Raw genomic sequence first — 14193 nt, 5'->3', positions numbered from 1 at the left:
TATGTAGTAGTCAAAGCAAATAAACTCTAAATCTTTTATTTTAATTATGCAGGAGACCGCTTTGATCATTGTTTAAATCCTCTTGATTATTCTCCCATGTGACGCTTTTAAATAGGCTTACAAATTATTTTTGGTCGTTAACATGGACTTTTAATGTTTCCATCTTTTGACTCAATTGTTGTATCAAGATTTGAGAAATTCTGGAAAGTTGACGACGTTGCCCTGCACAAAGCGCCAATGTTAAAGGCTGAATCCCCTTTTCATGAATCGGAACAAACACTAACTCTTTATTTGCAACCGCTGTGTAAACATCCAGATAACTTAAAATTGCAATGCCCATATTTCTTTTTAACATGGAAATCATAAGACGAATATCATTGGTCAGGGTTTGATGTATAGGCACGATATGCTGCTTTTTATACATAGCCATCACTCGCTCATGAATAATTAAAGGAGCATCTGCCATGATATGACGACTTTCAAAGGTATCCGCCAGTGTGAGTTTGGACTGGTTAGCAAGAACATGATCTGGACTCATGACAAAACCGATTGGAATTTCAATGAAAGATAAAACATCAAGTTGAGTATGAATGATAGGATCTAAAATCAAACCAAAATCGATTTCGGTGTTGATAATTTTTTGAATAATCACTTTACTTTCATGGGTATGAATATTGAAGCTAATCCACGGATATTGCTGCTGTAAATCGGCCAAGGATTCAATCACAAAACCATCACTCAAAGCAGAAATCAATCCTAATTCGATAGAACCACGCTTTAGCCCCTGTATCTCATCAAAACGAATACGGGTTTGCTGAAATTCTTTTTTCCAACGTAACAAATCTGAATAAAGCAATTCACCTGCGAGCGTTAGTTTTAAACCATTGGGCAAACGTTCAAAAAGTGCAATATCTAATTGTTCTTCAGCGAGCGTTATTTGGCGGTGCACTGCTGACACAGAAATAAAAAGCTGTTCTGCCGCTTTGTGTAAATTTTCGGTTTCAGCCACCACCAAAAAGTACTCAGCAAAGCGTGAAAATGGGACGTTCATCAATGTCATGGCCTAGCAAATGCATCACGTTTAAGATCATTCTGTTTTTTAGAACAGTTTATACAAATCATTCTAATAGATAATATACAGCATCTATTCAATACTGCATCCAATCTCAGCACAATTATCTACAAGGTGCAGCCATGAATGCCATCCCAGTGATCAATTTAATCAATAAACCGTGCAATAGCCAATTCGAAGATCGGGATTGGGAAATTCTTTCTCAACATTGGTATCCAGTGGCTCGCATTGAAGATGTTTCAACTCAACCGCAACAAGTGACATTGTTAGATGTCAAAATGGCATTGTATAAAACTGAGTCTGGCGACATCCATCTGGTACGGGATATTTGCCCACATCGTGGTGTTCCTTTAACAAAAGGATGGGTGGAAGGTGAAGAAATTGTGTGTCCTTATCATGGTTTACCCTATAACGCAGCAGGCCAATGTACAAAAATACCTGCGCAGCCAGAGCTGACCAAGATTTCAGATCGCTTTCGTCTAAGCAAATTTCCTGTTGTGCAAAAATATGGTCTGATCTGGACCAGCATCCAAAACCACGATGTCGAATCTGCTCATTTCCCAGTGCTTGATACATGGAAAGATCCAGCTCATCAAGCCATTTTACCACCTTATGTAGATATCGCAGGTTCAAGTGGTCGTCAGCTTGAAGGATTTATTGATGTGGCACATTTTGCATGGGTACATCATGAAGCTTTTGCGAGCCGTGAAAATCCTGTCGTTCCTAAATATTCAACTATCAAAACAGATTATGGCCTACAAACGGAATATGTCAGCGATGTAAGCAACTACCCGCACGGTTTGCAGCACTTAGCTCCTGAAGGTTTTTTATGGAAACGTGTGTTTGATGTTTATCCACCATTTTCGGCCATATTAACTGTTCATTTTCCTCATGATGGGATCCTCAAGATTTTAAATGCTTGTTGTCCAATGTCTCATAATAAAACTCGTTTATTTGTACCACTCACCCGTAATTTTGATACAACAGGTGATTTACAAGCTGTGTACGACTTTAATGCACAAATTTTTGCAGAGGATCAAGATATGGTGGAAGCACAAAAGCCTGAAGAATTACCGCTTGATTTGATGATGGAAGCACATTTTGAAGCCGATCGCTCTTCAACAATGTATCGTCGTATCTTGGCGGACTTAGGCTTGAGTAAACGCTATACAGTATGATGTATAGCTCAGGCTTTAACTCGACAGTCTACGGTTAAGATACATCGGGTTGTGATCATTCCATTATTCAAAGTACTGAAAACATAAAAAAACTTGTCGAAACTTTACAATGCAGTTTTAACATGTTGGAGATAAAAATGACCACCAGTTTGCGGACTGGTACAATCAGTTACTTTTTTGAAATATGGAGGGGTGGATGAACCGAAAATTATTAACAGCGGAAGGCTATCAACGTTTGCAAGATGAGTTAAATCATCTGGTGCGCAAAGAACGACCTGAAATTACTAGTATTGTGTCTTGGGCAGCCAGTCTCGGCGATCGGTCTGAAAACGCAGACTACCACTATAATAAAAGAAAATTAAGAGAAATTGATCGTCGAATCAGATACTTGACCAAACTTTTTGAGATTGCACACAAAGTTGAATATAGTCCCGAACAAGACGGTAAAGCATATTTTGGTGCATGGGTGGCGTTAGAAAATGATGACGGAGAAACCATTCAGTTTCGTATTGTCGGCGATGAAGAAATTTATGGTCGCAAAGATTACATTTCCCTCCAGTCACCTATGGCAAAAGCGTGTTTAGGGAAAAGCATCGATGATGAAGTACAGGTCTTAACCCCCTCTGGCAAGAAAAACTGGTATATCATTGGGATCAGTTATTCAAATCCATCTGCATGAATCTCATGCCAGCCTTTAAAAAAAGCCAACTGGTTTGGTTTTGCGCCGATGATGCTCTTTAAGTGAAATTTCATGATCTCCACCAACTAAAACACAACATTGTCTTTACAAGAATTAGCATTTTATCCGTGATTTCAACATGTAGAAATTATATAAATACATCTCTTTTTTAAATCATTAACTTAGCAATTGGTCGGTATGTTTTTTATGCAAAATATTTGACATTTAGATTCAAGGTGATTATTATTCGCCCTGACTTACATTTGGTCATTTTTTAAACTATGTAGTATTTCTACATAGTGTCAGTTTTTCCATAGTCATTTTTTGAATGACGTCATGACTGCCCACCCCTCTTGGATTTACCAACTTGTTGAAAATCTGGAAGCATTTTGTCTGGATTTTTAGGGCGTAAATTATCTGTAGCGGAGACAACATGCACAGTAGTTCAACCACTGGATCGAGGCTTGGCCTAAATTCACTATTTCCTTCCATCCCATTTAGAGCCTTAGCGCTAAGCACCGCCCTCATTCCTTTTCATAGTATTAATGCGGGTAAAACACATCAATATAATGATGTCGTAAATAGCAGTACACTCACCGTTGTCGCAGTTGAATCTCCCACGACTGTGTTTAAAGAAGGTCAGTTTTTACATGGTTTTGGCTACGACCTTACCAGACAGTATGCAAAAAGTTTAAATGTTAAGCTGAATTTTAAAACTGTGAAAGACAATGCGACCGCCTTAAATATGGTTGCACAAGGTAAAGCAAACTTTGCCATGACTACTGCAACTTTTAAAACGGTCGAAAATAAGCATTTGATTTCATTTTCAGCCAGTTGCGGTGACGACGCCAATTTGGCCAAAAATGGTCTAAATACTCAACTGAATTGGGTATTTAAATATGCCGACGATCCACTTTCACAAACGGCCAGTGGATTTATTTGTCAAAGCAAACAAAACGGTATTACCGGCCAATTAGCGTCATTTTATAATCGCAACGTGGTTACACCTGAATCGTGGCCCACCATTAAACGTGATTTAGATAATCGCTTACCGATCTATAAGGCAAGTTTCAAGAAAACTGCTGAAAAGTATGATTTGGACTGGCAACTACTGGCTGCGATTGGTTATCAGGAATCGTATCTGAAGCCTAATTCAGTTTCACCTACAGGTGTCCGTGGGCTGATGATGCTCACCAACAATACCGCACGGGCAATGGGTGTAACCGATCGTGTTGATCCAGCACAAAGTATTCAAGGTGGCGCTAAATATTATGATCTGATGCTCAGTCAATATCAGGATATCCCCTACCCAGACCGTAACTGGTATGCCTTAGTGGCTTATAACATGGGACCAGGTGCCGTGAGTCAGATCCAGAAGCGTTTACAAAACCAAGGTAAGAACCCAAATAACTGGGTAGTTTTTTATGATTATTTAAATCGTAATAAAGCCAGTAATGGTCGTTATCGTCAGGCTGTACAGTATGTCACTCGCATTCGAGCCTATGTAGAGCACATTAAAACCAGTGAACGCTGGATTGATGTTTAATATTTGGATTTATCTTAAAGTCTGTTGCTGTTTAGAAAAAAGCTTAGTCCAAACAGACTAAGCTTTTTTATACCGCACGATTATGCTGTTTGTTCAAGCACTTTTTTGAACAAAGTTTTTTGTTCCTGACTCGGTTTAGCAGTCTGCAATGCCATCAATTGAGACATATCACCCTGTACTTTAATTTTACCCGTCATAAATGCCTGCATAGCCGCAGCCATATCAAACTCTAGAAACACTTTACGAAGAGTTTCAGCATCCATATTCAATGTTGTTTTTGCATTTGATGACAAACCCTTTTGAATTTTTCCGCCATCTAAAGCTAATTCGGTGTTGCCAGTAGAATCGGTAACAACAAGATTAATTGCCAAATTCGCCAATGCTGGTGGTAAATTTAAGTCACCTGCCTCAGCAGTTAATTGGTCGACAGTAGAAAACCAGTCATCAGTTAAAAATGCAGGCATGTTTTTTCCTCAAATATATTTGTTCAATTCCTTGTGTTGACTAAATCAAGCATAGACAACATCATTTTGAAGCAATTTGCTTGTGCATTGTTATAGCACGTTCTTTTTATTTTGAGCTAACCTTTTTTGTACGCACCATTCATTTCTGATTATTTTCAAACTCATTGTGTAAAAAAAATGCTAACTTATAAGTAAGTTAGCATTTAAATCGCTTATTCGGCAGCAAAACTCAGATTAACAACATCCAGTTTTTTCTTGATTTCTTCAGGGTCTTTAAAATCCAATTCACGTTGTGAATCAAGTACTTCAAAATCAAACAATTCACGATCTGCCAATTGTGATGGTGAGACATTTTGCAAAGCACCAAAGATACTGTGTAGGCGTTTTGGATACTGTTTGTCCCATTCACGTAACATGTCGTTCAACATGGCACGTTGCAGGTTTTCCTGAGAACCACACAAATTACATGGGATAATTGGGAACTGACGCATTTCGGCATATTTGATGATGTCTTTTTCTTCAACATAGGCCAAAGGACGAATCAAAATATTCTTTTTATCTGAAGATAAAAGTTTGGGTGGCATCGCCTTCAGACTACCGCCATGAAACAGGTTTAAAAAGAAAGTCGCAATAATATCATCACGATGATGTCCAAGCGCGACTTTGGTCGCCCCAATTTCCTGAGCAAAACCATAAAGCGAACCACGACGTAACCGTGAGCAAACGGCACAATAGGTTTTACCCTCAGGGGTTAAACGCTTGGTAATGGTATAGGTGTCTTTTTCCAAAATGTAATAGGGAATATGATTTTCTTCCATATAACGTGGCAAAACATCTTCTGGAAAACCCGGCTGTTTCTGGTCCAAATTTACTGCAACGATATCAAAATTAATCGGCGCGATACGTTTAAACTGCAATAAAATATCCAGCAAAGTGTAGCTGTCTTTGCCACCAGACACACACACCATGACTTTATCGCCATCCTCAATCATCTTAAAGTCACGAATCGCATGACCGACCTGACGGCGGAGCTTTTTGAGCAAACGATAATATGCTGAACTGGTTGGCAGCTCAGGTTTAAAATTAAATCCCTGATCGGACTCAACTGGCGAGTACATAGACACACGTTACCATAAGAAAAATACCGCATAATTTTATCCGATTCATCCATGAAGCGCACCTAAAGAATTTTAATTTCTCTGCTTTGTCATTTTTAAGATTTATACTGGTGAGCTTTAAAGAAAAAATTAAGCCTGATTGAGTAAGATTTGGTCAAGATGCTTATATTTTGGACTTTTCCACAGTTTTCCACAAAACCTGTGGATAAAATTGTGGATTTCTTTAGGCTTGACAAAGTATTGTGATGTGAAAATAAGGCTTTTGTTTAAATTGATCATTTTTTAATCAATTATTTTTATTTATATTTTTCAACAATTTAATCATGTCAAGCAGACTTTTCTAAAATATTTTTTAATTTTTTTTTGATGAAGATTCAGACAAAAAAACTTGATTTTATTTGTCAAACAGCTTTAAAAAAAACTAACATCAAATCTAGCCAATTTACTTTTTTTTGTTAAACTAGATTACGTGACGTTACACATTTTGATACAGCGAATAATATACAATGAAAAAGAGTGTGCATTTTTCTTTACATTTTATTTTGGGGGCAGTCGTTACAGCCATAATGACTGTAGCTACGCATGCTGGACAAATTTACATTTATAAGGATCGAGAGGGCGGCACCTTACTGACCAATCGAAAAAGTTCGGATCGCTCACTGACAAAAATTAAAGCCACGTATTATCCAGACAGTAATATTCATTCTTATCGCAACTGGGGCAACTCTGAAGCCGCCGTTTTACCAAGCTATAGTAAAAATAAGAATGCATTTGATCAAATTATTCGTCAGGCGGCTCAACAGCATGGTATTTCTGAAGGTTTGATTAAAGCCGTCATGCATACTGAGTCGGGTTTTAATACCAATGCCCGCTCGCCTGTAGGTGCACAAGGTTTAATGCAACTGATGCCTGCGACAGCGAAGCGTTTTAATGTGTCTAATGTTTATGATCCCTACGAAAATATTTTTGGCGGCGCCAAATATTTAAGCTGGTTGCTGAAACGCTTTAATGGTAATACTCAACTCGCATTGGCTGCGTATAATGCAGGCGAAGGTAATGTCGATAAATATGGTGGCATTCCCCCTTTTCGTGAAACACAAGACTATGTGCACCGTGTGACCAGTCGCTTTAACAATCTTTACGCCTCAGGGGTGAGTAATAGTTCGACGACCACACCAGCGCCTCAAATTATCGCCCAGTCTGCCAATTATAGCTCGGCGACAGCCGCTAATCCGCGTACCGATAACCCAACTAAATATAGTCGTCAGGTTATTTCTGTGTCGAATAACAGTTTTACCGATGCGCCAGGTACCTATGTGACTGATAATGCGACAGCATCTGCCAGAATTCATATTTCAAATTAGAGAGTTAGACTACATACAATAGTTAACTTAAAAACTCCTTAAATAAAATAATAGGTCTTGAATTTTTAAGAAAAGCCCCTCATATTTAGCCTAATGATTTTAGGATCATGCTGTATTTTATTTTAATACCCTAAAAGAGGATTTACTCAATGATGCGGATTGGTTTGTTTTTGCTAACCAACCTCGCGGTACTGGTTGTAGCTGGCATTATTTTGTCACTCTTCGGTGTCGGTAGTTACCATGGCGCGGGTGGCTTAAATCTAGGCAACCTCTTGGTCATCTGTTTTGTGTTTGGTATGGTTGGCTCTCTCGTTTCACTGTTCATGTCTAAATGGATGGCGAAAAAAACCACAGGCACAGAATTGATCGATCCGAATGCTCCACGTAATCAGGCGGAAGCATGGTTATTGCAAACTGTTGCAGAACTTTCGCAACGTGCAGGCATTCAAATGCCCGAAGTGGGAATTTTCCCCTCTTACCAGTCCAATGCATTTGCAACCGGCTGGAACAAAAACGATGCGCTTGTATCTGTGTCAAGTGGTCTGCTTGAGCGGATGAATAAAGACGAATTACGTGCAGTACTGGCACATGAGATTGGTCACGTTGCCAATGGTGATATGGTCACGCTTGCTCTGATTCAAGGTGTCGTCAACGCCTTCGTGATGTTCTTTGCGCGCGTGATTGGTGATTTTATCGATCGTAACGTATTTGGTCGCCAAGACGGCGAAGCGCCAGGCATGGGTTATTTTGTCGTGACCATTGTACTGGATATCGTGTTTGGTATTTTGGCTTCAACGATTGTGCTATGGTTTTCACGCCAACGCGAATACCGTGCCGATGAAGCAGGTGCACGTTTAGCCGGTAAACAAGCCATGATCTCTGCATTGTTACGCCTACAAGCTGAATCTGAACTGCCTGATCAAATGCCAAAAGAAATGAAAGCATTTGCGATTGCTGAAGGTAAAGAACAAGGCTTTAGTTTAGCCGCATTGTTTCATACTCATCCGAGCATTGAACAACGTGTTGCTGCGTTGCAACAGTTAAATTGTCCATAAGTTAATGAAGCAATGAAAAAAATGCCAGTCCTGATTGACTGGCATTTTTTATTGATGGGATCACAATCACTAACGACTTTGATACAGTGACCAAAGATAATGCGTTCCCATCCACAGACCGGCGACTAAGAATATTAGAAAAATCAATCCAATCAAATCTGGTAAATGCAACCAAATCCAGCTCACCACAGGATTTCGCCAAAATGCAGACTGTTGCTGTTTTCTTTCCAGCGCTTCATGCAGATACGGGTGTATCAGATGTGATTGACTTTGAATTTGATATTCTTCACGAATATGTTCATGTACGATATCCAGCGCCTTGCGACTCGGGCGAATAAAAATATCAAATAATGTTCCTGCAACTGGAATACAGCCTACCACCGCATCCATCGCAGCCAGTTTTATTACTGGATTCAACTTATGTTGCGGTACGCCAATTTGCCTGGCTTTGTAAATGGCATAACAAGTCAACGCAAATCCTGCTGCATCGCCAGCAAAAGGAATTGTACTTAAGGCGGCATCTGCTCCTACGCCTTGCTTGGTAAAAGGAATACGCACCACGCTATCCATCATATTGGCGAACTTGGCCAAATCGCGCTCTAGCTTAATGACTTCGTGTTCTGTTAATTTTTTTTGTTCCGTCATAAAAACTCTAAATCAAATGGATTGAAGTAGTTTAATGCATTCCAGTATTTTTGTTCTGACTTTCATCAAGGGTCTGGTGATCTTTCACAGATATTACAACTAGGAATGAAATGTCAGTAGATCGTAATTCTCTAGATGTTCACTTGATTCAACAACTGAGCAGCAATAAATAAATAAATGATCACTCCTGTTGCATCACAAATCGAAGTGACTAATGGAGCTGATGCACTAGCAGGGTCTAAACCGAGTTTATCTAAAATAAAAGGCAAACTCATTCCAATGATACTACCAATCAAGACAATGCCGATCATGCTTAAAATGAGCACTAATGCGACCATCGCATCGCCACGAATATAGCCTAATATTGCGACTGCAATGGCCATGGTAATTCCTAACCCTAAGGCGACCAGACATTCTCGACCAAGCAATTTAAACCAGTCTTTCATGACCACGTCACCCGTGGCTAAAGCACGAACCATCAAAGTGGCCGATTGCGAGCCTGCATTTCCTCCACTTCCAACCAATAATGGCAAGAAAAAAACCAATACAATATTAGATTGAATCACCGATTCAAAATGTGAAATCCCTAAGCCTGATAACAAACTGCCAAAGACCAGAATCACCAGCCAAAATACTCTTTTACGATAAAGTAAGAAAAGCGATGCTTCCTTGATATTTAAACTGGGTGCTGAAGCCTCTACCCCACCCACTTTTAAAAAGTCCTCATTGGCTTCTTCACTGGCGACATCCATGGCATCGTCATAAGTTACAATACCCAACAAAGTCCCTTGATGGTCAATCACTGGAAGTGCAATTAAGTCATAATGCGCGATTTTCTTAGCAACTTCATCTTGATCATCATCCACATAGGCACTAACCACATCAGTATTCATTAACTCTCGAATCAACTGTTGTAAGGGCGCTAAAACCAGTTCATGCAATGACACTACCCCGATCAGATGACGTTTTTCATCAATAATATAAGATTCATAAATGGTTTCCGCATCAGGTGCCTGTAACCTGATCGTCTGCATCGCCTCTGCAACAGTCATGTCCTGATTTAGCGTGACATATTCTGATGTCATGATTGCGCCAGCGGTTTCCTCCTGATAAGTCGAAAGACGGCGTATATCTTCGCGTTGTGCTTGAGCCAACGCGGGCAGTAAAGCTTGTTGTTCTTGAGAATCCAGACGTTTGAATAAATCGGTACGCTTATCTGAGGGCATTTCAGAGACGATTTCAGCTAAACTCGCTCGTGAAAACTCATGTACCAACTTGGCTTGATAAGCAGGATCAATTTTGGCAAAGATTTTCGCACGGCGCGGTAAGTGTTCCAAAAGCTGACAACTGAATTGTGCTGGCATGTGTTCTAACACTTCGGCAATATCTGCCTTTTTCATGCCCGCAACCAATGTAATAGCTCGCTCAATATCAAATTGAGTCATCGCTTCATAGACTTGAGACAAAAGCGCAGCATTCATGATCGACCCTCAAAAACTGAAGCAGTGCTTCAAACTTCATCTGTTTATGCTTATAAAGTATGCCTAGACACGAATAAAAATTAGACTATTCTGTCTGACTTAATTTTATTTTTTACCTGAATTAATCGATCGAATACATATCAAAAAGGTAACGATGACTTGAACGGCTATCAAATTTTCAATCAAGATTCAGCCGTTCAATTTTTGGTTTTGTTTTTCATCAGATAATCTTTTTGATTTCATCGTTTAGCTGGCTGGTATTTAAACATAGAGCGAATCACGACATACATCAATGGAATGAATAGAAGAACCAGAATCGTGCCGAATAACACCCCACCAAAAACACTATAACCAATGGCCTGACGGCTGAGCGCACCTGCGCCCGTAGAAAACATCAACGGTACCACACCTGCACCAAAAGCCAGTGAAGTCATGAGAATAGGACGTAAGCGCAAACCCGCAGATTTTAAGGCAGCATCAATTGCACTGGCACCCTGCTCTTGCAAGTTCGCGGCAAATTCCACCATCAAAATCGCATTTTTACAAGACAAGCCAATCGTGGTCAGTAAAGCAATTTGAAAATAAATATCATTGGCAAAGTTAAACCAATAACTAAACAGAATGGTTCCACCAATGCCTAATGGAATCGCCAGCATCACCACGGTTGGAATCGACCAACTTTCATAGAGCGCAGCCAAGCATAAAAAGATAAATGCAATCGAAATAATATATAGCCAGATCGCCTGATGACTCGATTGCAATTCTTGATATGAGAGCCCACTCCATGCCAAACCGATATCTGGCATATCAGTAACCATTTGGCTGATCTGCTGCATCGCCTGACCTGTACTAGAACCATTGGCAGCATCGGCTTCCAGTTCAATCGCAGGATATCCCATAAACCGCTCCAACAAGGGCGGCGCACCTTGCCATTGCACAGCACTAAACTGATTAAACGGGATCATTTGACCTTGGCTATTTTTGACAAACCAGTAACTTAAGTCTTCAGGTTTAGAGCGATAAGGGGCATCACCTTGCAAATAAACCCGTTTGATACGACCACGATCAATAAAGTCATTGATATAAGTACCGCTCCATGCGGTTGATAAAGTTCGATTGATATCATTGACATTGACACCATTTGCCATCGCAATCCGATGATCGATTTTAATGTTTAATACCGCCTGATCATCATTACCTTTTTTATCAAGATTGCTGACTTGCTGACTCTTTGCACTTTGCTGTTGTAGATTTTGAAAACTAGCAATCAGTTTGTCACGCCCCAAACCTTTGACATCCTGTATCCAGAAATCCACTTTATCTGAATTCCCCAAACCACGAATCACTGACGGCATTAAGACATTAATTCGTGCCTGATTATTTTTTGAAAAATATTTCGAAGCTCTGGCACGAATTTGTTGTGCGCTATTTTGATTACCCTTACGATCATCCCAATGTTTTAATGATACATAGGCTTGCCCTAGATTTTGCCCTGTTCCTGAAAAATTACGACCATTAATCACCATAATGCCATTGGTGTTGTTCTTTTCAGTGGTCTGAAAATAATCAGAGATTTGTTTACCAACTTCTTCAGTTTTACTCAATGGCGTCCCTTCAGGTAAAGTGAATTGAACCATTAAGGCGCCCTGATCTTCCTGTGGCAGGAAACTCGTCGGCAATGCCCGATAAATCAAAACAAAGCTGACAATCAAGAGGATAAAAGCAGCACCAGAAATATATTTAAAATCAATGGATTTTTTAGAAAGTGTTAAATAATGGTTTTTAAGTTTATCCAGACTGCGATTAAACCACTGTGCCCATCGGTACTGCTTGTTTTGGGGTTTGAGAAGTACAGCACATAAAGCAGGCGTTAAGATCAAAGCGACCATTAAAGACAGTGCCATCGCTGCGACAAGAGTAATCGAAAATTGTCGATAAATAATTCCCGTTGCGCCACTAAAAAATGACATCGGAATAAAAACCGCGGTGAGCACCAAAGTAATCCCCACCAAAGCGCCACCAATTTCCTGCATGGACTCAATACTGGCTTGTCTGGCATCGACCTGTTGCTCATGCATAATCCGCTCGACATTTTCAACCACCACGATGGCATCGTCGACCAATAAACCTATTGCGAGTACCATGGCAAATAAGGTCAAAGTATTAATACTCATCCCCAGAACGGACAAAATCGCAAATGTCCCTAATATCACCACAGGGACGGTGATCGCGGGGATTAAGGTGGCGCGCCAATTTTGTAAAAACAAAAACATGACCAAGACCACCAATACGATGGCTTCTACCAATGTTGAAACGACTTGAGAGATTGACTCTTTGACAAACGGCGTATCATCACGTGGATAAATCACAAAATAACCGTCTGGTAAATTTTTCTTGAGGGTTTCGACTTCGGCGTACACCGCTCTTGCGGTTTGCATCAGATTTGCACCTACTGCAAGGGAAATCGATAATCCTGAACCTGGATAACCATTGAGTCGGTTAAACACCTGATAGTTTTCAGCACCAACCTCGACCCTTGCTACATCTTTAAGATAGACAAAACTGCCATTTTGATTGGCTTTGATAATAATATTTTCAAATTCTTCTGGCGTTTGCAGCAGTGAACCCGATGTCACTTTGGCATTCAGATATTGATCATGACTGGCTGGTAATTCACCAATTGCCCCTGCCGCAACTTGGGTATTTTGATTTTCAATTGCAGTACGGACATCACTGACCATAAGCTGATACTGTCTAAGTTTGGTTGGATCTAACCAGATCCGCATCGCGTATTGCGAACCAAAAACATTGACCTCACCAACACCTTCGATACGGCTTAGATTCAACTCAAAGTTATTGCTTAAATAATCAGAAATATCAATATTGCTTGAGCGACCAGAGCGATCACCCAATCCAATCACCATAAATGAATCACTTAAGGATTTACGAACCGTAATCCCTTGACGCTGTACATCATCTGGAAGACGATTAATCGCACCATTCACAGCATTTTGCACCTGAACCTGTGCTTCATCAGGATCTGTCCCTTGCGCAAAATACAGGCTGATGCGACTGCTACCATTGGCATCACTACTGGAACTAAAGTACAGTAAATGATCAATTCCCTTGATCTGTTGCTCCAAGACTTGAGTCACGCTATCTTCAACAGCCTGTGCATCGGCACCGCTATAGCTTGCAGAAACCGTAATCCGTGGTGGCGCAATATCTGGATAACGCTCAACAGGCAAATTTAAAACTGAAAACAAACCCACTGCCATCACAATAATGGCAAGTACACAAGCAAAAATGGGACGATCAATAAAAAATCTGGAGAGCATGAGCGCTTTACTTCCAATGTAAGGGAGCGAAATGTCAAATAAAAATGTTCAGTTGCAACGATGATCAACTTGAATAATCTATTGATAATCAATGAGTCTTTGCTTAAATACAAGTATTTTTAATATAAATTTTCGGAGAAGAAAAAAAACGGATAAATCATGGAGATTATGTATAAAGACTGCGATTTTAAGGGCTTTTCTTCATCAAAAAAACATCAAAACGTCATCACCTTGTCAAATTATATCGTCATGC

General features: G+C 40.0%; 11 protein-coding genes. 5 read left to right on the top strand and 6 right to left on the bottom strand.

What is annotated here, in order from left to right; genetic code table 11:
- Window positions 1-124: 124 nt before the first annotated feature.
- On the bottom strand, window positions 125-1051 hold the full coding sequence (locus J500_RS13415) for a LysR family transcriptional regulator (protein ID WP_004998583.1): 927 nt from the start codon (window positions 1049-1051) through the stop codon (window positions 125-127).
- 143 nt (window positions 1052-1194) lie between these two features.
- On the opposite strand from J500_RS13415, the gene J500_RS13410 reads away from it, so the two are divergent.
- The 3 genes from J500_RS13410 (at window position 1195) to J500_RS13400 (ending at window position 4475) form a co-directional block, all read left to right on the top strand.
- Window positions 1195-2250 (top strand): aromatic ring-hydroxylating oxygenase subunit alpha, encoded by a 1056-nt coding sequence (locus J500_RS13410; protein ID WP_004998585.1) that lies wholly within the window; start codon window positions 1195-1197, stop codon window positions 2248-2250.
- 196 nt (window positions 2251-2446) lie between these two features.
- A complete protein-coding gene (greB, locus tag J500_RS13405; protein WP_004990130.1) occupies window positions 2447-2929 on the top strand; it encodes a transcription elongation factor GreB in 483 nt (160 codons plus the stop codon).
- Window positions 2930-3362: 433 nt separating this feature from the next.
- Window positions 3363-4475, top strand: a complete 1113-nt coding sequence (locus J500_RS13400) for a transglycosylase SLT domain-containing protein (protein ID WP_004990131.1) — start codon at window positions 3363-3365, stop codon at window positions 4473-4475.
- 80 nt (window positions 4476-4555) lie between these two features.
- Here J500_RS13400 and J500_RS13395 read toward each other — a convergent pair whose 3' ends face one another.
- Window positions 4556-4939, bottom strand: a complete 384-nt coding sequence (locus tag J500_RS13395) for an SCP2 sterol-binding domain-containing protein (RefSeq protein ID WP_004990135.1) — start codon at window positions 4937-4939, stop codon at window positions 4556-4558.
- 212 nt (window positions 4940-5151) lie between these two features.
- A complete protein-coding gene (gene ttcA, locus J500_RS13390) occupies window positions 5152-6057 on the bottom strand; it encodes a tRNA 2-thiocytidine(32) synthetase TtcA (protein WP_004990137.1) in 906 nt (301 codons plus the stop codon).
- A gap of 506 nt (window positions 6058-6563) precedes the next feature.
- On the opposite strand from ttcA, the gene J500_RS13385 reads away from it, so the two are divergent.
- Together J500_RS13385 and htpX are read left to right on the top strand one after the other, a co-directional pair.
- Window positions 6564-7421: a lytic transglycosylase domain-containing protein gene (locus tag J500_RS13385; protein ID WP_004990140.1), complete on the top strand. Its 858-nt coding sequence runs from the start codon at window positions 6564-6566 to the stop codon at window positions 7419-7421.
- A 149-nt stretch (window positions 7422-7570) separates the two neighbouring features.
- Window positions 7571-8476 (top strand): protease HtpX, encoded by a 906-nt coding sequence (gene htpX / locus J500_RS13380; protein ID WP_004990141.1) that lies wholly within the window; start codon window positions 7571-7573, stop codon window positions 8474-8476.
- A gap of 69 nt (window positions 8477-8545) precedes the next feature.
- On the opposite strand, the gene J500_RS13375 is transcribed toward htpX, so the two are convergent.
- From J500_RS13375 to J500_RS13365, 3 genes are all read right to left on the bottom strand, one after another.
- Window positions 8546-9121, bottom strand: a complete 576-nt coding sequence (locus J500_RS13375) for a DUF4112 domain-containing protein (protein ID WP_004998590.1) — start codon at window positions 9119-9121, stop codon at window positions 8546-8548.
- A gap of 131 nt (window positions 9122-9252) precedes the next feature.
- Window positions 9253-10602 carry a magnesium transporter gene (gene mgtE, locus J500_RS13370; RefSeq protein ID WP_004990145.1) on the bottom strand — a complete coding sequence of 450 codons (1350 nt, stop codon included), beginning with the start codon at window positions 10600-10602 and terminating at the stop codon, window positions 9253-9255.
- Window positions 10603-10841: 239 nt separating this feature from the next.
- Window positions 10842-13940 (bottom strand): efflux RND transporter permease subunit, encoded by a 3099-nt coding sequence (locus J500_RS13365; RefSeq protein WP_034699996.1) that lies wholly within the window; start codon window positions 13938-13940, stop codon window positions 10842-10844.
- Between the last annotated feature and the right edge of the window lie 253 nt (window positions 13941-14193).

Origin of the sequence: Acinetobacter sp. 479375, from assembly GCF_000581715.1 — a bacterium.
Taxonomy (GTDB): Bacteria; Pseudomonadota; Gammaproteobacteria; order Pseudomonadales; family Moraxellaceae; genus Acinetobacter; species Acinetobacter ursingii.
The sequence above is the reverse complement of the archived record's forward strand: the minus strand, read 5'-3'. Positions and strand labels throughout refer to the sequence as shown.